The following is a 20,830-nucleotide window of genomic DNA, read 5'->3' on the forward strand; positions in this document are numbered from 1 at the left end:
TCACCTATTTATTTGAGTAATAACCAAAACTAAAGTAGCCAATGAGGATGTCAATCCTATGATTTGCTGTGCATTCAATGGCTCTCGCTCTCGAACTCTCTGCGGTACAATCACCTCGGCACCAGGTTCCAGATTCGGATAGTTTTTGAACCATAAGAATTTCTTCGTCCTCTCCGCAGAGCCATTTGCATAAATGACATAGGTCTTACCCGGACGTGCATCATCGGTAAATCCTCCTGAACTGGATATCGCACGCTTTGCGCTCATGCCTTGCTCATACCTTATCGTGTTGGGGTAAAGGACATTGCCCCTCACCCGCACTGTCTGAAGCCGCTTGGGCACACTTAAAATATCACCGTCTTTTAGGATTAAATCGAATTTTGAACCTGGGCCTTCAATCGACCCCTTTAGGTTTATTCCTATACTCTCTTTATCGCCTCGCTTTCCAATCTCCGAATCTGCATCCCTTCGCTGGAGTTCTTGCAGTCTATTAGATCGATAAAGCTCCGCTTCGAGCTCTCCACTCACTTCATCAATGGAAGCAGTATCTTCAAAATATTCATTTCTTCTCAAAATCGTAGCACCCTCAGCATAAGCAAATTCGGTCAATCCCCCGGCCCTCTCAATTAAATCGGAAATTTTATCCTCCCGTGTTTCCAATGCGTAGAACCCCGGATACAATACCTCTCCTTCGATCTTCACAAGTTTTTGGGTTTGATAATAGGATGATCTCTTAATCAAGATCACATCAAAAGGTTGCAATTCGAAAGAAGATGCGGAATCTGAAATCTTCAAACTTTCGTCAATTTCGAATGTGAAAATCCTGGCAGTCCTATCAATCTCGCCACTCTCCGAACTTAACTGCCTGGCTACCTCTACTACTGACTTGTTGGCGGATTCTTTGAACCCTCCGGATCGTGTGATCAAGTCTTCAACGGTCATTCCGTCAAGATACTGGTAGATGCCCGGCTTTCTTATCTCTCCTTTAATCTGCACATTTAGCGCTGCTCTCAAATCAAAAATTGACTGAATGACAATTTGATCATCTCGCTGCAAAACCACGTCAGCACTTCCAGATTGAATATCCTGAACACTAAAGGAGATGTTTTTGAGCGAGAGATCGCTATTAAGACGAAAGATGCTTCCCCGCCCTAAAAATGCATCTTCCCTTAAGCCTTCAGCCACGGCAATTAAATCTGAAAGCATCATGCCTTCCTCCAACTGATAATCCCCTGGCCTAAATACTGCGCCATTAATGCTTACACGGTTTTCGAATCTGTCAATTACTCTGCCTATATTGATAGAATCCCCCATTTGCAGCTTGACTGAGGCGAACTCCTCTTTGGTAACAGACAGAATCGACTTCATCTTTGAAGTTGATCTTTCGATCACAACATTCTCACTAAATGCATCTTCAGCAAATCCACCCGAGTATTTGAATAGGTCGGCTAAAGTTTCCTCTTCCAACATTTCAAATTTTGCCTGCTGCTTTACTGCACCAGTAAGGCTTACTCTATTCAGGTATGAATCGACAATGATGTTATCTCCATCCTGCAAGACAATATTTTCAACCTTTTCCGGAGTGAAGAGGTATTTATAGACATCAAGCGTAGCAATTTCCTCCGCATTTCTAATCACTCTGATGCTCCTGAGTGATCCCTTCATGGTAGGGCCTCCTGCCGCATATATTGCATTAAAAGCACTAGAAAAGGAGCTTAGTGTATACGTGCCTGGCTGAACCACCTGACCAATAACATTCACGCTAATTGTTCGAATGTTTCCAACCGTAACTTGCAGAAATGTATTTGGATTGCTCCCCTTTAGTCCTGAATAAATGGAAGATAGCCTATTGAAAATTTTACTTCTGGCAGCATCCACCTCCAATCCTGCAAGCTTAATCGGCCCAACACCTGAGATAATGATTTGACCGTCTGGAGAAATCTCATTTTGATACGAGATTTCAGATGCTCCATATACATCAATGATAATTTCATCTCCTGCCCCTAGTAAATAGTTTGCTGGTGTCGGAATATTCAATGGGGATGAAAAAGTGACTTCCTCTGTTTGCCTTTGAAAAAAATCCAGGGCAAAAATTGGAAGCCCGGTTTCAATCTCAAAAACGTTCCCCCTTTCTTCAAATGGATCTGGCTCAACAGGGTCTTCCCTAAGTCGGCTAATAGAGGATGTGGTTCCTCCCTGACTGGATTGCATTTCTGCAAGTTCGGGATTGAGGCTATAGATTCTCGTTCTCAGCTTTGAAATTTCAACCTCGGACATTCCCCTCTGGCGAGCAAGTTCTTCTAATTGAGATTGGGTCATCCCGGAAGCCTGGGCTCTCTCAACAAATTTTTGAATTTGCTCATCTGTCAGGTTATCAATATTGATCGTTTTCAGATCAATACTTGAAAAATCCTGCGAAAAGACCGGATTCAAGAAAGCAATGACCAGCGTTAAAGAGAATAAAATTGAAATCTTTTTCATACTATGACGGCAAAACTAAGAAGTATGGATTAAGTAAATTTTCTTTATTGTATTCGAGCGGGGTAGTCTCATCATCCAATACCACCCTGCCTCCTGCCTCAGTTACAATTACATGAGCAGCTGCGGTATCCCATTCCATGGTAGGGCCAAAGCGGGGATAAACGTCTGCCTCTCCTGATGCGACCAAAAGAAATTTCAATGAACTCCCCTTTGAGACAATTTCAGGATTTTCAAATTTAGCAATATAACCTTCCGTCTCTGCACTCATGTGTGACCTTGAAGCTACGACCTTCAAGCCTGACTCATTCAAAGACTTTTTGGTTGTATTTATCTGAGCTACCTCACCGTTTCTTTCCCTAAATGACCCCTGGCCATCAAGTGCCCAGTACATTTCTCCGATAACTGGTGGGTACACTACTCCTAGTATAGACTTCCCTTTATGGATTAAGGCAATATTGACTGTAAACTCGCCATTCCTTTTGATGAATTCCTTGGTGCCATCCAGCGGATCTACCATCCAGAAATATTCCCACTCCGACCTTTCTTCAAAGGGGATATCACGTCCCTCCTCACTTAGGATTGGCATACCAGTTTCTTCCAAAAATGAAACGATCTTCCTGTGAGCTGCTTTATCTGCAAGTGTTAGCGGGGAATCATCTGATTTCGCCTCAATGGAAAAATCGCCAGATTCATAAATTGTCAAAATCTCAACCCCGGCAGCCAATGCTGCCTTTTTTGCTACTCGTAATAGTTGCTTTAGATCTAAACTCATATAATCATGCCGGCAGCTACCGTTTCATTGGTTCCTTCATCCACCAGGATGATACTTCCTGTATTTCGATTTTTTCTGTACGGATCTACAAGAAGTGGTCTTGTGGTACGGATCTGCGCTCTGCAGATGTCATTAGCCGTGATACTCTTGTCTTCTTCATTTCTATGAAGTGTATTGATATCCAGCTTGTATCGGATATCCTTGATCATTGCCTTTGCTTCTGCAGTGGTGTGGCGAATGGTGTATTTAGTACGGGGCTGTGGGCCTTTGTTGTTTAGCCAGCAAAGCATCACATCGATATCCTGCCTTTGCTCTGGCTGATTATTTGTTCTTACAATCATGTCCCCTCTGCTAATATCAATGTCGTCCTCTAACGTGATAGTCACGGACATTGGGGCAAAAGCTTCCTCCACAGGACCATCATAAGTGTCTATGGATTTGATTTTTGAGCTAAATCCTGATGGAAGGACGCTCACCTCGTCACCGGGTTTAAAAATTCCTCCTGCAATTCTTCCGGCATACCCCCTGTAATCGTGATACTCATCTGTTTGAGGTCTGATTACGGTCTGAACCGGGAACCTGCAATCAATATGATTATGATCACTGCCAATATGGATATTTTCAAGTGTATATAGAAGTGTTGAGCCTTCATACCATTTCATGCTCTCGCTTCTATTCACCACATTGTCTCCTTTTAGCGCACTAATAGGGATAAACCTGACATCCTTTACGTCGAGCTTAGATGCAAAGTCTTCAAAATCGTCTTTGATTTGATTAAATCTCTCCTCGCTGTAATCCACCAAATCCATCTTATTCACACACACAATCAGATGGGGAATTTGAAGTAGGGAGGCAATGATTGAGTGGCGGCATGTCTGCTCTACTACACCGTTTCTTGCATCAATTAGGATAAGGGCCACATTCGCAGTTGAGGCTCCTGTCACCATGTTTCTGGTATACTGGATATGCCCAGGCGTATCGGCAATGATGAATTTTCTTTTGGGTGTAGCGAAGTATCGGTATGCTACATCGATAGTGATCCCTTGCTCACGCTCATCTTTCAACCCGTCTGTCAAAAGGGCCAGGTCTACTTCCGCTGCTCCCCGTCGCTGGCTCGTGAGCCTCACCTGATCCAACTGATCTTCAAAGATCGATTTTGAGTCAAAAAGCAATCGACCAATCAGGGTACTCTTCCCGTCATCCACACTGCCTGCTGTAGAGAAGCGAAGTAATTCCATATCTAAGTAGCCATTGGCTATTGGCCGTTGGCTAGTAGCTATTGGCTGTTGGCTATTGGCTGTTGGCTGTTGGTTATTACTCATTTTAGTTTATTTCTAAGTGTATTCAATTGTTTAGACAGTTTGTCAAGATCTGAGATGAAACTTTCCGATTGTTCTAAGTCTACAAATTTGAGCTTTGATGCAATAATCGTTTGTGTTTTCAGTTCAAACCCAGAACCAATGGAAATTTCAATGAATCTTTTGAAGTCCTTTTCTGTCGATCGACTACATCCTTCAGCAAAATTAGAGGGCATGGATACAGCAGCCCTTCTCATCTGATTGATAAGCCCATATTTTTCTTCTGATGGAAAATTGCTTGTTATCTCATAAGTTTTAACAGCTAAGTCTATCCCGTCTTTCCAAACCCCATATTTTGTAAAGTCCCTCATAATCATTTTGTATTGATGGATAAAGGCCAATTGCCAATAGCTAAAGCCACTAAAAATATCCCTCTTTCTTTCTATCCTCCATAGCTGTTTCTGAGCGTTTATCATCCGCTCTATTGCCTCGCTCGGTATGCCTAGCGGCAGCTACTTCCTCCACAATTTTCTCAAGTTTGTCAGCATCAGATTCCACACCTCCGGTGATTGTAATGTCCCCAAGCGTTCTAAAGCGAAGTTTTTTATTAACCACTTCTTCTGAGCCATCCAATTGAATAAAATCCGAGACAGGTAACCAGGTGTTATTTCTCCAAATCACATCCCGCTGATGTGCAAAATACAATGATGGAATGGCTATATTCTCCGCCATAATGTATTGCCATACGTCCATCTCAGTCCAGTTGCTAAGCGGGAATACTCTGAAGTGTTCACCGAATTGGTACTTGCCATTGAAGATATTCCAAAGTTCGGGACGCTGATTTTTTGGATCCCACTGGCCGAACTCATCCCTGTGCGAGAAAAATCTTTCCTTGGCTCTGGCTTTTTCTTCGTCCCTTCTTGCTCCTCCTATGCAGGCATCAAAACCATGCTCTTCTATTGTATCCAACAGAGTGACAGTCTGAATGGCATTCCTGCTAGCATTCTTACCCTTCTCTTCCGCAGCTCTTCCATCATCGATTGACTTCTGAACTGAGCCCACAATAAGTTTCGCCCCCAATTCTTTTACAAGATTGTCCCGAAATTCCATTGTTTCAGGAAAGTTATGACCGGTATCAATGTGTACTAATGGGAAAGGGATTTTTGCCGGGTGGAAAGCCTTTCTTGCCAAATGCGTGACGCATATGGAGTCCTTTCCTCCGGAAAAAAGGATTGCAGGATTTTGAAATTGAGCTGCCACTTCACGCAGTATGTAAATGGATTCAGCTTCTAACTCTTTTAGGTGAGTCAGATTGTACTTGTTCATAATCGTATTTTCGGTTCTATTTTTTCAATTAGTTCTTTGAGGCACTCATCCAGAGAATTCAATGCTGTATTAACTTTTATATCCGGCTTTTCAGGTTCCTCAAAAGGGGAATCAATTCCGGTGAAATGTTTGATTTTTCCCTCTCTGGCTTTCTTATATAGTCCTTTCACATCTCTTTCCTCACATACTTCAAGCGGACAATCCACGTGGATTTCTACAAAATCATCGGAACCCACCAAATCCCGTGCCGACTGACGATCAGATCTGAAAGGCGAGATAAAAGCCGTCAGCACAATGACACCCGCATCCACGAATAGTTTGGAAACCTCCGATATCCTCCTGATATTCTCTTTTCTGCTTTCTTCTGAGAAATCCAGATCATTGTTTAATCCAGACCTGATATTGTCACCATCCAAAATGTACGTATTGAATCCTTTGTTGTGAAGGTAGGTTTCCAGCGACCCTGCCAGGGTAGATTTACCTGAGCCGGAAAGACCTGTAAACCACAGCACCTTGGCCTTCTGCCCGGACTTTGCTTCACGGTCAGATCTGCTGATCACATGAGCATGCGGTATAATATTTTCCTTATAGTCTTCCATCTACAATTTCTCTCGGTAGAATACTTTTTACATCAAAAATCACGGAACAGGTATTTCTCAGTTTCTCCCAATCTAGCTTCAAAAATTCAGCATGAGACACGGCAAGAATTATTGCATCATAATTTTCATCCAGGTTGTCAATCAAACTTAACCCATACTCATGTCGCACCTGAATTGAATCTGCCTGTGGGTCATAGACATCTACCTCAATTCCATATGTTTTCAACTCTTCATATATGTCAATAACCCTGGTGTTTCTGGTATCCGGGCAGTTTTCCTTGAATGTAAAGCCCATAATCAAAGCCTTACAATTTGAATCCAACCTCTTTTTTTGACCCAGCAGTTTAATAACCCTCTGAGCCACATATTGCCCCATCTGATCATTGATCTTCCTTCCTGAAAGGATCACCTGAGGATGGTATCCCACCGATTCGGCCTTTTGAGTAAGATAGTATGGATCTACCCCTATGCAATGCCCGCCAACCAGGCCAGGGCGAAAAGGTAAAAAATTCCACTTGGTGCCAGCTGCCTCCAATACTTCTGAGGTATCAATGCCCAGCTTATCAAAAATCAACGACAGTTCGTTGACGAAGGCAATATTTATGTCTCGTTGAGAATTCTCTATCACTTTAGCCGCTTCAGCCACCTTTATGGAAGAGGCCATGTGGGTGCCTGCGGTGATGAAGGATTTGTAGAATCGATCAATTCTTATGGCAGCTTCATTGTTGCTCCCACTTGTTACCTTCAGAATATTGGTGATCCTATGATCTTTGTCTCCCGGGTTTATTCTCTCTGGTGAATATCCGCAGAAGAAATCTTCATTGAACTTCAGATTGCTTCCTTCTTCTAAAATTGGCACACATACTTCTTCAGTACAGCCGGGAAACACGGTGGATTCATATACGACAATGTCACCAACTTTCAATAACGAAGACACTGTTTGTGAAGCCTTGATAAGAGGTGTGAGGTCAGGATTCTTATTGCCATCCACAGGTGTGGGCACTGTAACGATGTAGAAGTTGCAATCTTCTAATTCTCCGGTTTTGGAGGTAAATGAGAGGTTTCGCGCTTGCTTCAGTTCCTCAGGATTAACTTCGAGTGTCCTGTCATGCCCGGACTCAAGCTCCTTTATTCTGTTCGTGTCGATATCAAACCCAACAGTGGGGTACAGCTTCCCGCTTTCCACCGCTAAGGGGAGTCCTACATATCCCAGTCCTATGACGCCAACATTATAATTCACTGAAAAAATCGAATTAGGGCGCAAAAATAGAACAAAAAACTAGGCTAAGACCTTCTTTTTGAAATATTCTAAGGTTGGCTTGAGGCCCTCTACCCTTGTGTACTGTGGCTCCCACTTCAGTATTTTCTTGGCTAAGGTAATATCAGGCTTGCGTTGCTTAGGGTCATCCTTTGGCAAGTCCTTGTAGATGATCTTTGATTTGCTTCCGGTAAGGCGAATGATCTCCTCTCCAAATTCATTAATGGTAATCTCCTCAGGATTTCCAATGTTGACGGGCTGGGCGTAATCGCTTTTTAGTAATCGGTAAATGCCCTCAACTAAATCATCGACATACGTAAAGGATCTTGTTTGTGATCCATCTCCAAAAGCCGTCAGGTCCTCACCACGCAATGCTTGCGACACGAAAGCCGGCAGCACACGACCATCATCAAGTCTCATGCGGGGACCAAATGTGTTGAAAATTCTGACAATCCGGGTTTCCAGGCCATGAAAGGTGTGATAAGCCATAGTGAGTGCCTCCTGAAACCTCTTTGCTTCATCATAAACTCCTCTTGGTCCCACCGGATTTACATTCCCCCAATATTCCTCACTTTGAGGATGTACCAAAGGATCACCGTAAACCTCTGAAGTAGAAGCGATGAGCATTCTTGCCCCCTTATCTTTGGCCAATCCCAAACAATTTAGCGTGCCCAATGAACCAACCTTCATTGTCTGGATCGGCATTTTCAAATAGTCTATAGGGCTAGCGGGTGACGCAAAGTGTAAAATGTACTTCAATTTTCCAGGCACATGCACATACTTTGAGACATCATGATGCTGGAACTCAAAATCAGGGTGGCCCATCAGGTGTTCGATGTTTTCCATGTCGCCAGTCAAGAGATTATCCATGGCAATGACATGATAGCCTTCTTTTATAAACCTGTCACACAAATGAGACCCCAGAAAGCCGGCTCCACCGGTAATTAAAACTTTTTCCTTTGACATTTAAAAATCCAGTTTTGATTCCTTTAAGGTAGGTAGGTTTTTATCCTTTTCAGATAAAATAATTTGATCCTGAGGTATTCCCCAGCTAACATTGATATCTGGATCATTAAAAATGATTCCGGTATCGTGCTCCTTGGAATACAGCTCGTCCACCTGATACATAAGCTTTGCATGATCAGTTAAAACCAGAAAACCATGTGCCATTCCTTTGGGGATATAAAAGTGCTTCTTATTGTGAGCTGACAAACGAACTAAAGAATATTCACTGTAGGTAGGTGAGTTTTTTCGAAGGTCAACTGCTACATCAAGAACTTCTCCCTCCAGGCAGGAAATTAATTTTGCCTGAGATTTTTCACCTTTTTGAAAGTGAAGGCCTCTTAAAACACCCTTGGCGGAGCGAGATTGATTGATCTGTTTTACTTCAAAATCAAATCCAGTAGCCTGTTTAAATTTTGCAATATTGAAGCCTTCATAAAAAAATCCCCGCTCATCTTCAAATACATCTGGTTCCAGGATCCAGCAATCTTTAAGATTGGTTTTCTCTGCTTTCATTTCTTCAGCACTTTTAACAAGTAAGTTCCGTATCCACTTTTTTCTAATGGTCTGGCCAGGTCTTCAAGCTGATCTCGGGAGATAAAATTCATTTTATAGGCAACCTCTTCAATACAACCAACTTTGAGTCCCTGCCTTTCTTCTATGACATGTACAAAATTCCCTGCCTGGATCAATGAAGCAAAAGTACCCGTATCCAGCCAGGCGGTACCTCTGTCGAAAACCTGGACATTTAACTTTCCGGCTTTTAAATAATCGTTGTTGATATCTGTTATCTCCAACTCCCCTCTGGGGCTTGGCTTGACGTTTCTGGCTATTTCAACCACATTGTTGTCATAATAATAGAGACCTGGTACTGCGTAGCTTGATTTGGGGTTTTTAGGTTTTTCTTCAATGGAAATGGCTCTTTGTTTCTCGTCGAACTCTACTACTCCATATCTTTCAGGATCATTTACGTGATAAGCGAATACAATCCCGCCATCCGGATCGATGCAAGCCTGAAGCTTCTTTGAAAGCCCGGATGCATAAAAAATATTATCCCCTAGGATAAGTGCAACACTATCATTTCCGATGAAATCAGCCCCGATAATGAATGCCTCAGCCAGGCCTCTGGGCTCATCCTGAACTACATAGGAAAAAGAACAGCCCAATGATGAGCCATCCCCCAGCAGGCTTTTAAAAACAGGCAGATCTCGTGGTGTGCTGATGATTAATATTTCGTTGATCCCGGAGAGCATCAAGGTAGAGAGAGGGTAGTAAATCATCGGTTTGTCGTAGACCGGTAAGATCTGCTTACTTACGGCATAAGTAAGTGGATGTAGCCTTGTGCCAGAGCCCCCTGCCAATATTATTCCTTTCATATAAAAGTCGATTTAATTAAACCCACCCCAACCCCTCCAAGGAGGGGACTATCTATTTGCGTAGTGCTCATCATAATACTTTAAATAGTCTCCCGAAGTAACATCCTGAAGCCACTTCTCATTGGCAAGATACCAATCTATCGTTTTTTCAAGCCCTTCTTTGAATTGCAAAGATGGCTCCCACCCAAGCTCTTGCTGTAGCTTGGTGGCATCAATGGCATACCTCAAATCATGACCAGCCCGATCTTTTACATAGGTGATCAGCTTTCTGGATGTCCCCTGGCTATTTCCCAACTTATCATCCATCACATCGCAGAGAAGGTGGACCAGATCAATGTTTTTCCATTCATTGAACCCTCCGATATTATAGGTATCGCCATTCTTGCCTTTTTCAAAAATCAACTCAATGGCACGTGCATGATCTTCCACATAGAGCCAATCCCTCACGTTTTCCCCTTTTCCATACACAGGTAGTGGTTTTCCATTTTTAATGTTGTGTATCATCAAAGGAATAAGCTTCTCAGGGAAATGATTGGGGCCGTAATTGTTGGAGCAATTGGAGATGACGAAAGGCAGTCCGTAGGTATTTCCATATGCTCTTACAAAGTGATCAGAAGACGCCTTTGAAGCGGAATAGGGAGATTGGGGGTCATAGGGGGTGGTTTCAGTGAAAAAACCAGTTTCCCCTAGCGAACCGTAAACCTCATCGGTGGAGACATGATAAAAACGTCGGTCTCCTATATTTGCCCAGGAATCTTTGGCTGCATTTAGTAAACCAACTGTGCCCACCACATTGGTCTGTATGAATTCCATCGGATTGGAGATGGATCGATCCACATGTGATTCTGCGGCGAGATGAATTACGCCCTTAAAATCATATTTCGAAAACAGCTCTTTAATAAAAGCAAAATCACATATATCACCCTTTACAAATTTATAATTGGGATTATCCTCAATGTCTCGTAGGTTTTCCAGATTCCCGGCATAGGTGAGTTTGTCTAGATTGACGATGATGTACTTCTCAGATTTTACAAACCTCCTTACCACATGAGATCCTATGAACCCAGCTCCACCGGTTATTAGTATCGTTTCTTTTTCTGTCATAGTTTGCGCTGGTTGCTGTGCCAATCTACTGTCAATTTTAATCCTTCTTTGATAGAATATTTCGGATCATAGTTCAAGTGCTCCTTCGCTTTAGAAATATCAGCCAAGCTGTGCTCGATATCCCCCGCTCGCTCCTCTCTATAAATTGGAACCAAGTTCTTCCCTACACTTTCATTGATATATCCCACCAATTCATTGAGCGTGGTGCTTTGGCCATAGGCAATATTATATACGCTATTGTAGTTCTCCTGTGAGCTTTCTAGCGCTTTGATATTCGCCTCAACCGCATTATTCACATAAGTAAAGTCCCTGCTATGGCTTCCGTCACCATTTATCGCAGGTCTCTCATCCTTCAGGATACTATTTATAAACAAGGGGATCACAGCTGCATATGGCCCGTTGGGGTCCTGCTTTGGTCCAAAAACGTTAAAGTATCGCAGGCCAATGGTATTGAGACCATAAACCCGATGAAATACCTCTGCGTACACTTCATTTACCAGTTTAGTCACTGCATAAGGTGATAATGGGCGACCTATTTTATCTTCCTTCTTTGGCAAATCTGGAGAATCTCCATAGCTAGAAGATGAAGCTGCATAGACCACACGCTCTACTTTATTATCTACGCAAGCCTTGAAGACGTTGAGCGTTCCTTCGATATTTACCTTATTCGTGGTGAGCGGGTCTTTGATAGATCTAGGAACAGAACCTAATGCTGCCTGATGCGAAACTGCGAACACCCCTTCTGAAAGCCTTGATAAAAGCTTATAATCAAGAATGTCACCTTCCACAAATTCAAAGTGCTTATTCCCCTGAAATTCTTCGATGTTTTTTAGCGATCCGGTGGATAGGTTGTCCAGGCAAACTACCTGATAGTTACTTGCCAGGAGCGCCTCTACCAAATTGGAGCCAATAAAACCAGCTCCGCCTGTGACAAGTACTTTCTTCATTCAATTTGATTTCAAAATAGTCAAAACAAAGTGTCTAAACTGACCATTTCTGCCTTTCAGATAAAATTTATGCAATGCTAAAGGTTTTGAAAATCGATAGCAAGGTGAGCAGCCGTTTTGAGACTACCTTTGCATGGTGCAGCGGATCATCCAATTGATACAAAAAGACCTGATTGTGGACTGGAGGCAGCAAAATCCAATCTCAGGAATTCTGCTATATCTGGCCTCCACCATATTTGCCACTTATATGGCTTTCAAAGGGTTTGTGTCTGTGGAGGTTTGGAATGCGCTCTTTTGGATCATTCTTCTCTTTACTTCCATCAATGCCATTTCAAAATCTTTCATCCAGGAGGAAAGGAGGTCTCACTATTATTTTTTTCTGTGTAAGCCTTCGGAGATCATTCTGGCAAAGCTCATTTATTCGTTTGTTTATCTCTTCTGCATCGCTATTATTTCCCTTGTGATCTATGCCATTTTGATGGGAAACCCGCTACTCAATTATTCAGCATTTATATTGAATTTGGTACTTGGATGTCTTGGGTTAAGCTCAGCGTTTACCATGGTCTCGTCCATTGCCTTTCGCACAAGTAACAGATCCATCATGATGGCCATTCTGGGGTTTCCGGTGATCATTCCGGTGTTGATCTTAGCGATTAGCAATAGCTTCAAAATACTGGATGGCTACCTTCTTATGCAGATTCAAGGTAATATTATCACCCTCTTATCCGTCGATGTGATTATCATTGCGCTCACATTCGTTTTGTTCCCTTTTACCTGGAAATCGTAATGGGTTATTTACTGAAAACTGATTGGTGGAAATGGTTATGTGTGGCACTTTTGGCCTATACGGTGGTGGCGGGATTACTACTCCCAGTACCCGAGCTTCCTATCCTCAACGAAACCATTCGTGTACTCCATTTCCATGTGCCCATGTGGTTTGGGATGATTCTTCTCTTTCTGGGATCAGTGGTCTACGCCATCAAATATTTGCGCACGAATGACAACACTTTCGATACCTACAGTTTTCAATTGGCCAATATGGGTATCGCTTTTGGCGTATTGGGGATCTTGACTGGTATGGTTTGGGCCAATTATACCTGGGGGGAGCCATGGAGCAACGACCCCAAGCAAAATGCTTCGGCTATTTCATTGCTGATCTACCTGGCATACTTTGTTCTGAGGGGCTCTATTCAGGACGAACAGCAGCGCAATCGAATCTCTGCTGTGTTCAACATTTTTGCTTTCTTTCTGATGGTGCCGCTATTATTCATCCTGCCAAGAATGTCTGACAGCCTGCACCCTGGAAATGGTGGAAATCCCGGATTCAATGCTTACGATCTGGATAGCAACCTGAGGAAAGTCTTTTATTTCGCGGTAATAGGATGGTCACTTTTAGGGTATTGGATAACTTCAATTTCGATTCGTCTATCACTGATAAAACAAAAACTGGAAGATGCTTAAATATATTTTCGGAATATTGATGGGGCTGGGAACTCAACTTGCTCATGCTCAAGTTGAAATGGCAGATGACTTTAGGGGTGAGGGAAAAATCTATGTGGTGATCGCCATTATTTTGGTTATCCTCGCTGGTTTTTTCTTCATGCTTTTTAAGCTGGATAAGAGATCGAAACGTCTGGAAAAAGAAATAAAATGAAAAAAAAGTACATAGCTGCAATTATCATCATCGCGGTAGCCATTACCATGATCGTCTCTATGACTGGTGATGCAAGTACCTATGTGACCTTTGAAGAGGCGAAAGTTCTTTCAGAAAAGGGGTTTAAGAAGAGCATTCACGTTGTTGGTGAATTGCCAAAAACTGCTTCCGGACAAGTGGTGGGAATAGAAGAAAGCCCGGATAAACTTTCCTTCAAATTTGAGATGGTGGATGAGAAAGGAATGAGACAGCAGGTGCTCTTTGCGGAACCTATCCCAACAGATTTTACCAGATCAGAGCAGGTGGTAATCGTTGGTGCGTATCAAGGAGATAAATTCGTCGCTGAGAAGATCTTATTAAAATGCCCTTCTAAATACCAGGAGGAGCCGGAGTTTAACAGCTAATCCTCAAGACCATGGATAAGAAATTTAAAGAATTCAAGACTCGCATAGATAGAAAAATCAATGTGATGGAAGCCAAAATTTCCTACATGCATGATGGACTCAAAGGACTTCATGAAGCGCTAGGAGATTTTAAGGAAGAGTTTGATTTGTTTATTGATTTTGCATCGGATAATTATACCGATCACGAAAAAAGAATTGCGGCACTTGAAAAAAAATTGTCCTAGCTAAATGATACACTATTTCGAGGGACAACTAGGCCACATTTTCGTAATCATTGCTTTTGTTACAAGCCTTTTGTCCTCGTACGCGTATTTCAAGGGGAGGAATCAGAATCAAAGCTGGACTTCATTCGGATCCAAAATATTTTATGCGCACTCAATTGCCATCTTTGGGATCATAGGCACACTCTTCTACCTCATCACGAATCATTACTTCGAATACCACTACGTCTTTAGCCACAGCTCCAAAATATTACCAACCTACTACCAGATATCCTGCTTCTGGGAAGGGCAGGAAGGTTCGTTTCTGCTGTGGATGTTCTGGAATGCGTTATTGGGCATCATCCTGATCAATACCAACAAGTTTTGGAAAGCACCGGTCATGTTCATCATGTCCCTGACTCAAGTCTTCCTTGCTTCCATGATTCTTGGGGTGGTCATTTTTGACATTAAGCTGGGAAGCTCCCCATTCATGCTGCTTCGCGATGTAATTGATGCCCCGATCTTTAAAACCAATCCAAATTTCATCCCCGAAGATGGGAATGGTCTAAACCCTCTCTTGCAGAACTACTGGATGGTGATCCACCCCCCTACTTTATTCCTGGGTTTTGCTACAACTGTAATTCCGTTTGCCTACCTCATTGGAGGATTGATGATCGGAAAGCAAAAAGAATGGATTCGTCCGGCATTACCATGGGCTCAATTCTCCGCGATGATCCTGGGAGTTGGCATCCTAATGGGTGCCTACTGGGCGTATGAGACTTTAAACTTCGGCGGATACTGGAACTGGGATCCGGTAGAAAATGCCATTTACGTCCCCTGGCTGGTACTTGTTGCGGCCATTCACGTGATGATTGCCTATAAGAAAAGTGGTTCAGCACTCAAGCTTTCCATGATCCTGGTGGCCGCATCATTTTTATTGGTGCTTTATGCCACGTTCCTTACTCGAAGTGGAATTTTAGGAAATTCTTCCGTGCACTCCTTTACAGATTTGGGCCTTTCAGGCCAGCTTTTGATTTACTTGTTGGCATTTGTCGTTCTGTCGATAGCCTTCATAGCCAAGGGTTGGAAGCAGGTTCCATCAACAGAAGAAGAAACCTCGACCTATTCCAGGGAATTTTGGATTTTCGTGGGTGCTGCCGTGCTGGGGTTGATGGCTTTTCAGGTGCTGATTTATACCTCCATGCCTGTGTACAATCAGGTGGCTGGGCTTCTGGGCTTTGATCTAAATCTTGCACCACCTACGGACATCTATGATGCCTATTCTTTGCCTCAGCTTTTGTTGTCGATCTTTTTGGCCATTCTCTCCGGAACCGGTCAGTTCTTTTGGTGGAAGAAAATGGACAAACAGAAACTAAAAGCAGAATTGACAACCCCGTTTATTATTTCACTGATCATTTCAGGACTCATCATTGTTGTTGCCCAAATAACCGACCCGTACTACCTCATTTTACTGGTTGCCTGCTCTTACTCCATCGTGGCAAATGCCAAGATTTTCTTGGGAGTAGCCAAATCAAACATCAAACTATCGGGAGGATCCATTGCTCATATAGGGATAGCCATGATGTTGATCGGCATTTTGTTTTCCAGCGGATACTCAACCATCCTTTCCACCAATTACACGTCGATGGTATGGAGCAATGAATTTCCCGAAGAAGTAAACCGGGATAATTTGCTGCTTTTCCTCAATGAACCCCGCCAGATGAAAGAGTATTCCATGATCTATCGTGGCATACGGAAGGATACGCGTGAAGAAGGATTTGTGGATCAGAATGAGCTGATACCAACCGCTGATCCTCTGAAAGTGGTGAAAAGAGGAACCAAATCTCAGGACACACTCACACTAATCAATCCTGAGAACAGCTACTTTGAAGTAGAGTATCACACAGAAGCAGGAAAACAGTTTACACTTTATCCAAGGGTGCAGATCAACAAAGCCATGGATATGATTGTGTACTCTCCAGACATCAAGAGGAAGCTTAGTGCAGATATGTACACGCACGTGAGAACTTTTCCTGACCCTGAGCAGGAAACAGACTGGAGTGACCCTGAAGAAATAAAGGTCACCATCGGTGATCAATTTTTCATCAATGATTATGTGGCCACTTTGGAACGGATGGAGCCAATCTCAGAGGTGGATGGATCGTCGCTTTCCTCGGGTGACGTGGCTGTGAAAGCTGTGATCAAGGTACAGGGGGAGTTTGGTGACTACCTGGCCGAGCCTGTCTTCGTGATTCGCAATCAGGAGTATGTAGGCAGGATCGATGACCAGGTGTATGACCTGGCTTTCCGGATTTCCATTCAAAACATCATACCTCAGGAAAATGCTGTAGTACTTGCTTACCAAACCACACAAAAGGATTGGATCATCATGGAGGCTGTGAAGAAGCCATGGATCAATGTATTGTGGCTGGGCACATTCCTGTTGGTCATCGGATTTGGTGTGGCAATCCGACGCAGATACGTAGAGTTTGTAAAAATGCGGGACAAAGGAGTGGAGGCCTAAACTTCCATTTTTGACAATTAATCGGCTATTTTTACTCAATGAGCAAGGTTGCAATCATTGGGTATGGGCATGTTGGCTATCATTTGGCCAATCGAATTTCATCCAAACGGCATGAAGTAACCATCTTTTCCAGAAACCCAAAAGAGGACTTTATTCTTTCCATGGATCAGCTGGAGCCGATAGCTTTTGATTTCATTATTTTAACCGTGCCCGATGGGGTGATACAAACCGTCTCAGATCAGCTGGAAACCTCGGATGCGGTAGTCCTGCACACCTCAGGTGCCAATCCAATTTCAGAGCTTGCCAAGCACCCCAAACATGGGGTGATGTACCCATTGCAGACCTTCAGCCGGACGAAAGAAATTGACTTTACCACTTTTCCCATTTTTGTGGAAGGATCGGATGAAGGTGAAAAAGATATATTCACCTTTGTGAGGACCTTCAGCAATGATGTGAGACTACTGACCTCAACCAACCGCTCCAAATTGCACCTTGCGGCTGTCTTTGCCTGCAATTTCAGCAATCACATGTTTCACCTTTCAGAAAAGCTACTCGCCGATCTGGAAATGAATTTTCAGGACATCCAGCCATTGGTCGAGGAAACCGTGAAAAAAGCCTTTGAGCTTAATCCCTCAAAATCTCAAACCGGCCCGGCGGTTCGTGCAGATGAATCGACCATCAACACCCACCTGGAGATGCTGAAAGACGAACAAATGAAAAACATCTATCGTATCATCACGGAAAGTATCCAGCGACACCAGTGAAAATCACCTCCAAAGAAGTAATTGGATTTCTTACCGCCAGTAGAATACCTAACCTTCTGATTATTGGGTTGACCCAGTTTATCACTGCGTATTATTTGCTGGATATCCCCTTGTGGGTTTTAATGAAAGTAAACTTCCAACTCTTCATGCTCAGCACGGGTATGATCGGTGCTGCCGGATACATCATCAATGACTACTTCGATCAGAAAATTGATATGGTGAACCGGCCCGGAAAGGTGATTGTCGGTACCACTTTCCGGCGGAGGCTTGCCCTTTTCTCTCACATTGTCCTTACCATTCTCGGGATCGGTATTGGTTTTATGATTGATCCGGCCGTTGGTGCAGTACATATCTTTTCCGCAGGAGCCTTATGGACGTATAGTGCTGTGCTAAAAAGGGGCATTCTCCTTGGCACATTGACGATCTCATTTTTAACGTGCCTCACGCTCTTAATTGTATTGATCTATTTCCGGAGCTTTAGCCTGCTTGTGGTCGCATATGCTTTGTTCGGATGTGTCATTATTTTCATTCGGGAAAATATCAAAGACATCATTAGTGCCAAAGGGGAGATACAATTTGGAATCCAGTCCGTGCCCATAGTCTGGGGAGTTCGCGGGGCAAAACTGATAATTTTCCTTGCCGGAATTGCTGGTATTGCTCTACTAAGTTTTTATCTCTGGTCCCTTCCAAATTGGAATGTTCGCTACTTCTTTTTTGGTGTCCTGCTTCTTATACTGTTCATCGCATACAAACTTGCAAGAGCTGATAGGATCAGGGATTTTAAGCAAATCAAAGTCTACGTGGATGTAATCATTGTAGCCGGGCTCTTTAGTATGCTCCTGGTTTAAAACATGCCAACGATAGCTTTGAAAGTAAACCCTCCGACTTTCCAGGCGATCACTCCTCCCAGAACAATCGCATAGAGTAGTTTGATTGATGTTGCCACAAGAAACCCCAGAAACGATCCAAATCCTGACTTGAAAGCAGCCTTGATCCGATTGCCTCCATATAAGTCGCCAATAATTGCCCCCAGTAGTGGGCCTAAAATGATCCCAAATGGAATGGGTAGAAGAACCCCTGCTACCATGCCAATCATACCACCAATCACGCCTGCTTTCGTCCCTCCAAATTTTTTGGTGGCTGCCACAGGGAGAATATAATCGGCCACAATCACGATAGCTCCTAGTATTCCCCAGATCACGAAGGAGGTGGTACTGAATTGTGTATCGTTAGCTACAAAATGGGTGCAAATCATTGCCCCATACGTAAGAATCGGGCCGGGTAAAGGGGGTAAAACGGAAAAGATGATGCCTCCCGCAATCAGCAAAATGGACAATATGATGAGCAAGGCTTCCATTAAAATCCTTTAAAGATTGTTGATCGGATTTCAGGCCACTCTGATCTGATAATGCTATAAACCACCGTATTTCTGCGCCTGTTTCCCTGCGTACTTCGATGGTTTCTGAGTGTGCCGTCATACCTGGCACCTATCTTCTCCATTGCTTTTCTCGAGCGAACATTTTGCTCATCAGTCCTTAGTTCCAATCGTTCAATGCCCATTTTTTCAAACGCATGGCTGAGCATCAAAAACTTCATGTGCTTATTTATTCCTGTACCAATGTACCTTTTCCCCAACCATGTCCAGCCTATCTCTATCCCCTTTTCCACCCAATCAATGTGACCATAGCTTGAAGAACCTATGGTTTCGCCGGTTTCGTTTAGCCGCACTGCGTAAGACATTTTTTCCTTCAGCTTGGATTCGGCCAGTCTCATTGCCATCCATTTTTCCAAATTGTCCGGGTCAGTCAAATCTTCGGTGTACCAGGTCCAAATGTCTGTGTCTCCACTCAACTTACGCATGTCCTGAATATGCTCGGCGGTTAGCGGCTCCAATGTGATTCGCTGATCACTTAGTGCTTTATAAAACTTCTTCATCAATATTTGAACAATCCGTGCTCAGACCGAATGATCAACTCCTTTTTCTCAGACGCCTCTACACGGCCAATCACCTGTGCATCCACATTGAAAGACCGGGCAATCTCCACAATCTCGTCCGCAGACTCTTCATTGGCATAAACTTCCATTCTGTGGCCCATATTGAAGACTTTATACATCTCCTTCCAGTCCGTACCACTTTCCTCATGGATCATTTGGAAAAGCGGTGGGGTAGGGAGTAGGTTGTCCTTCACTATTCTAAGATTGTCTATGAAGTGGAGAATCTTCGTCTGAGCACCTCCACTGCAGTGAACCATGCCGTGAATTTCTGATCTGAGTTCTTTCAGCATAGACTTCACAATTGGGCCGTAGGTTCGGGTTGGTGAAAGCACCAATTTACCAGCATCCAGAGGCGCCCCCTCTACCGCATCTGTCAGCTTTCTGGTGCCGCTATAGACCAAATCCATAGGCACCCCCTGATCAAAGGACTCTGGATATTTTTCCGCATACACCTTATCAAAAACATCGTGACGGGCAGAGGTGAGCCCATTGCTCCCCATTCCTCCATTGTATTCCCTTTCATAAGAGGCCTGACCGTACGAGGCAATTCCAACAATGAAATCTCCTGCCCGGATATTTTCATTATTTATGACTTCTGACCTCTTCATCCTTGCTGTCACTGTGCTGTCTACAATGATGGTTTTCACCAAATCGCCAACATCAGCAGTTTCTCCCCCGGTTGATTTGATATTAATCCCATTGTCCCGAAGCATTTGCAATACCTCTTCCGTCCCATTGATAATTTCAGCAATGACTTCTCCCGGAATGAGATTTTTGTTTCTGCCAATGGTAGAAGAAAGAAAAATATTGTCGGTACATCCCACACAAAGCAGGTCGTCAATATTCATGATGATGGCATCCTGGGCTATTCCTCTCCAGACACTCAGGTCTCCGGTTTCTCTCCAATACAAATAGGCCAGTGAAGACTTGGTGCCAGCACCATCGGCATGCATAATGGTGCAATACTCAGGGTCTCCTGAGATGTCTTCTACGATCTTGCAAAAGGCTTTTGGAAAGAGGCCCTTGTCGATGTTTTTGATTGCAGCGTGTACGTCTTCCTTGTCGGCGGAGACGCCCCGCTGTGCATACCGATCAGTCATGCTTTTTTTCTTGCAAAGAAAATGGT

23 protein-coding genes are annotated in these 20,830 nt (G+C 43.5%); 8 read left to right on the forward strand and 15 right to left on the reverse strand.

Annotation, left to right across the window (positions count from 1 at the left end; translation table 11 throughout):
* The 12 genes from RLN88_RS15320 to RLN88_RS15375 form a co-directional block, all read right to left on the reverse strand.
* Entirely contained in the window at nucleotides 1-2,481 is a 2,481-nt protein-coding gene (locus tag RLN88_RS15320; protein ID WP_350222293.1) for an SLBB domain-containing protein, read from the reverse strand.
* 1 nt (nucleotide 2,482) lies between these two features.
* Nucleotides 2,483-3,253, reverse strand: coding sequence for a 3'(2'),5'-bisphosphate nucleotidase CysQ (gene cysQ / locus RLN88_RS15325; protein ID WP_350222294.1), 771 nt, complete (start codon nucleotides 3,251-3,253; stop codon nucleotides 2,483-2,485).
* Nucleotides 3,250-4,491 carry a sulfate adenylyltransferase subunit CysN gene (cysN, locus tag RLN88_RS15330; RefSeq protein WP_350222513.1) on the reverse strand — a complete coding sequence of 414 codons (1,242 nt, stop codon included), beginning with the start codon at nucleotides 4,489-4,491 and terminating at the stop codon, nucleotides 3,250-3,252. Before cysN ends, cysQ begins: the two co-directional genes overlap by 4 nt.
* A gap of 80 nt (nucleotides 4,492-4,571) precedes the next feature.
* Complete coding sequence (locus RLN88_RS15335; protein WP_350222295.1) at nucleotides 4,572-4,922, reverse strand: four helix bundle protein; 351 nt, start codon at nucleotides 4,920-4,922, stop codon at nucleotides 4,572-4,574.
* Between the two features lie 49 nt (nucleotides 4,923-4,971).
* Nucleotides 4,972-5,877: a sulfate adenylyltransferase subunit CysD gene (gene cysD / locus RLN88_RS15340; RefSeq protein WP_350222296.1), complete on the reverse strand. Its 906-nt coding sequence runs from the start codon at nucleotides 5,875-5,877 to the stop codon at nucleotides 4,972-4,974.
* Nucleotides 5,874-6,476, reverse strand: coding sequence for an adenylyl-sulfate kinase (gene cysC, locus RLN88_RS15345; RefSeq protein ID WP_350222297.1), 603 nt, complete (start codon nucleotides 6,474-6,476; stop codon nucleotides 5,874-5,876). Before cysC ends, cysD begins: the two co-directional genes overlap by 4 nt.
* Nucleotides 6,463-7,716, reverse strand: coding sequence for a nucleotide sugar dehydrogenase (locus RLN88_RS15350; RefSeq protein WP_350222298.1), 1,254 nt, complete (start codon nucleotides 7,714-7,716; stop codon nucleotides 6,463-6,465). Before RLN88_RS15350 ends, cysC begins: the two co-directional genes overlap by 14 nt.
* Nucleotides 7,717-7,755: 39 nt before the next feature.
* Nucleotides 7,756-8,700, reverse strand: coding sequence for a UDP-glucuronic acid decarboxylase family protein (locus RLN88_RS15355; RefSeq protein ID WP_350222299.1), 945 nt, complete (start codon nucleotides 8,698-8,700; stop codon nucleotides 7,756-7,758).
* On the reverse strand, nucleotides 8,701-9,252 hold the full coding sequence (gene rfbC, locus RLN88_RS15360) for a dTDP-4-dehydrorhamnose 3,5-epimerase (protein ID WP_350222300.1): 552 nt from the start codon (nucleotides 9,250-9,252) through the stop codon (nucleotides 8,701-8,703).
* Nucleotides 9,249-10,112: a glucose-1-phosphate thymidylyltransferase RfbA gene (gene rfbA / locus RLN88_RS15365; RefSeq protein WP_350222301.1), complete on the reverse strand. Its 864-nt coding sequence runs from the start codon at nucleotides 10,110-10,112 to the stop codon at nucleotides 9,249-9,251. The genes rfbC and rfbA overlap by 4 nt, the downstream gene beginning before the upstream one ends.
* A gap of 48 nt (nucleotides 10,113-10,160) precedes the next feature.
* A complete protein-coding gene (gene rfbB, locus RLN88_RS15370) occupies nucleotides 10,161-11,216 on the reverse strand; it encodes a dTDP-glucose 4,6-dehydratase (RefSeq protein WP_350222302.1) in 1,056 nt (351 codons plus the stop codon).
* Complete coding sequence (locus RLN88_RS15375; protein WP_350222303.1) at nucleotides 11,213-12,163, reverse strand: SDR family oxidoreductase; 951 nt, start codon at nucleotides 12,161-12,163, stop codon at nucleotides 11,213-11,215. The genes rfbB and RLN88_RS15375 overlap by 4 nt, the downstream gene beginning before the upstream one ends.
* 133 nt (nucleotides 12,164-12,296) lie before the next feature.
* Here RLN88_RS15375 and RLN88_RS15380 point away from each other — a divergent pair, with 133 nt between their 5' ends.
* The 8 genes from RLN88_RS15380 to RLN88_RS15415 are packed head-to-tail and all read left to right on the forward strand — an operon-like array spanning nucleotide 12,297 to nucleotide 18,557.
* On the forward strand, nucleotides 12,297-12,950 hold the full coding sequence (locus RLN88_RS15380; protein ID WP_350222304.1) for a heme exporter protein CcmB: 654 nt from the start codon (nucleotides 12,297-12,299) through the stop codon (nucleotides 12,948-12,950).
* 11 nt (nucleotides 12,951-12,961) lie between these two features.
* Complete coding sequence (gene ccsA, locus RLN88_RS15385) at nucleotides 12,962-13,624, forward strand: cytochrome c biogenesis protein CcsA (RefSeq protein WP_350222514.1); 663 nt, start codon at nucleotides 12,962-12,964, stop codon at nucleotides 13,622-13,624.
* Nucleotides 13,617-13,817, forward strand: coding sequence for a CcmD family protein (locus tag RLN88_RS15390; RefSeq protein WP_350222305.1), 201 nt, complete (start codon nucleotides 13,617-13,619; stop codon nucleotides 13,815-13,817). Before ccsA (RLN88_RS15385) ends, RLN88_RS15390 begins: the two co-directional genes overlap by 8 nt.
* Complete coding sequence (locus RLN88_RS15395; RefSeq protein ID WP_350222306.1) at nucleotides 13,814-14,221, forward strand: cytochrome c maturation protein CcmE domain-containing protein; 408 nt, start codon at nucleotides 13,814-13,816, stop codon at nucleotides 14,219-14,221. The genes RLN88_RS15390 and RLN88_RS15395 overlap by 4 nt, the downstream gene beginning before the upstream one ends.
* A gap of 11 nt (nucleotides 14,222-14,232) precedes the next feature.
* Complete coding sequence (locus RLN88_RS15400) at nucleotides 14,233-14,445, forward strand: hypothetical protein (RefSeq protein WP_350222307.1); 213 nt, start codon at nucleotides 14,233-14,235, stop codon at nucleotides 14,443-14,445.
* Nucleotides 14,446-14,449: 4 nt separating this feature from the next.
* Complete coding sequence (gene ccsA / locus RLN88_RS15405; RefSeq protein WP_350222308.1) at nucleotides 14,450-16,945, forward strand: cytochrome c biogenesis protein CcsA; 2,496 nt, start codon at nucleotides 14,450-14,452, stop codon at nucleotides 16,943-16,945.
* Between the two features lie 38 nt (nucleotides 16,946-16,983).
* Nucleotides 16,984-17,709 carry a Rossmann-like and DUF2520 domain-containing protein gene (locus RLN88_RS15410; protein WP_350222309.1) on the forward strand — a complete coding sequence of 242 codons (726 nt, stop codon included), beginning with the start codon at nucleotides 16,984-16,986 and terminating at the stop codon, nucleotides 17,707-17,709.
* Complete coding sequence (locus tag RLN88_RS15415) at nucleotides 17,706-18,557, forward strand: geranylgeranylglycerol-phosphate geranylgeranyltransferase (RefSeq protein ID WP_350222310.1); 852 nt, start codon at nucleotides 17,706-17,708, stop codon at nucleotides 18,555-18,557. Before RLN88_RS15410 ends, RLN88_RS15415 begins: the two co-directional genes overlap by 4 nt.
* Here the strand turns inward: RLN88_RS15415 and RLN88_RS15420 are convergent.
* The 3 genes from RLN88_RS15420 to RLN88_RS15430 are packed head-to-tail and all read right to left on the reverse strand — an operon-like array spanning nucleotide 18,554 to nucleotide 20,804.
* Nucleotides 18,554-19,066 (reverse strand): DUF456 domain-containing protein, encoded by a 513-nt coding sequence (locus RLN88_RS15420; protein ID WP_350222311.1) that lies wholly within the window; start codon nucleotides 19,064-19,066, stop codon nucleotides 18,554-18,556. The genes RLN88_RS15415 and RLN88_RS15420 overlap by 4 nt on opposite strands.
* Nucleotides 19,066-19,644: a GNAT family N-acetyltransferase gene (locus RLN88_RS15425; RefSeq protein WP_350222312.1), complete on the reverse strand. Its 579-nt coding sequence runs from the start codon at nucleotides 19,642-19,644 to the stop codon at nucleotides 19,066-19,068. Before RLN88_RS15425 ends, RLN88_RS15420 begins: the two co-directional genes overlap by 1 nt.
* Nucleotides 19,644-20,804, reverse strand: a complete 1,161-nt coding sequence (locus RLN88_RS15430) for an AIR synthase related protein (protein WP_350222313.1) — start codon at nucleotides 20,802-20,804, stop codon at nucleotides 19,644-19,646. The genes RLN88_RS15425 and RLN88_RS15430 overlap by 1 nt, the downstream gene beginning before the upstream one ends.
* Between the last annotated feature and the right edge of the window lie 26 nt (nucleotides 20,805-20,830).

The organism is Ekhidna sp. (assembly GCF_040223195.1).
Lineage (GTDB): Bacteria > Bacteroidota > Bacteroidia > Cytophagales > Cyclobacteriaceae > Ekhidna.

Bases quoted from the DNA above. Each gene is read 5' to 3' on its own strand.
- RLN88_RS15375 (WP_350222303.1), bottom strand. From the start codon at position 12,163: ATGAAGAAAGTACTTGTCACAGGCGGAGCTGGTTTTATTGGCTCCAAT.
- RLN88_RS15390 (WP_350222305.1), top strand. From the start codon at position 13,617: ATGCTTAAATATATTTTCGGAATATTGATGGGGCTGGGAACTCAACTT.
- RLN88_RS15380 (WP_350222304.1), top strand. From the start codon at position 12,297: ATGGTGCAGCGGATCATCCAATTGATACAAAAAGACCTGATTGTGGAC.
- rfbA (WP_350222301.1), bottom strand. From the start codon at position 10,112: ATGAAAGGAATAATATTGGCAGGGGGCTCTGGCACAAGGCTACATCCA.
- RLN88_RS15335 (WP_350222295.1), bottom strand. From the start codon at position 4,922: ATGAGGGACTTTACAAAATATGGGGTTTGGAAAGACGGGATAGACTTA.
- RLN88_RS15410 (WP_350222309.1), top strand. From the start codon at position 16,984: ATGAGCAAGGTTGCAATCATTGGGTATGGGCATGTTGGCTATCATTTG.
- RLN88_RS15395 (WP_350222306.1), top strand. From the start codon at position 13,814: ATGAAAAAAAAGTACATAGCTGCAATTATCATCATCGCGGTAGCCATT.
- RLN88_RS15320 (WP_350222293.1), bottom strand. From the start codon at position 2,481: ATGAAAAAGATTTCAATTTTATTCTCTTTAACGCTGGTCATTGCTTTC.
- RLN88_RS15425 (WP_350222312.1), bottom strand. From the start codon at position 19,644: ATGAAGAAGTTTTATAAAGCACTAAGTGATCAGCGAATCACATTGGAG.
- cysN (WP_350222513.1), bottom strand. From the start codon at position 4,491: ATGGAATTACTTCGCTTCTCTACAGCAGGCAGTGTGGATGACGGGAAG.
- rfbB (WP_350222302.1), bottom strand. From the start codon at position 11,216: ATGACAGAAAAAGAAACGATACTAATAACCGGTGGAGCTGGGTTCATA.
- RLN88_RS15420 (WP_350222311.1), bottom strand. From the start codon at position 19,066: ATGGAAGCCTTGCTCATCATATTGTCCATTTTGCTGATTGCGGGAGGC.
- cysC (WP_350222297.1), bottom strand. From the start codon at position 6,476: ATGGAAGACTATAAGGAAAATATTATACCGCATGCTCATGTGATCAGC.
- ccsA (WP_350222308.1), top strand. From the start codon at position 14,450: ATGATACACTATTTCGAGGGACAACTAGGCCACATTTTCGTAATCATT.
- cysD (WP_350222296.1), bottom strand. From the start codon at position 5,877: ATGAACAAGTACAATCTGACTCACCTAAAAGAGTTAGAAGCTGAATCC.
- RLN88_RS15400 (WP_350222307.1), top strand. From the start codon at position 14,233: ATGGATAAGAAATTTAAAGAATTCAAGACTCGCATAGATAGAAAAATC.
- RLN88_RS15355 (WP_350222299.1), bottom strand. From the start codon at position 8,700: ATGTCAAAGGAAAAAGTTTTAATTACCGGTGGAGCCGGCTTTCTGGGG.
- rfbC (WP_350222300.1), bottom strand. From the start codon at position 9,252: ATGAAAGCAGAGAAAACCAATCTTAAAGATTGCTGGATCCTGGAACCA.
- RLN88_RS15430 (WP_350222313.1), bottom strand. From the start codon at position 20,804: ATGACTGATCGGTATGCACAGCGGGGCGTCTCCGCCGACAAGGAAGAC.
- cysQ (WP_350222294.1), bottom strand. From the start codon at position 3,253: ATGAGTTTAGATCTAAAGCAACTATTACGAGTAGCAAAAAAGGCAGCA.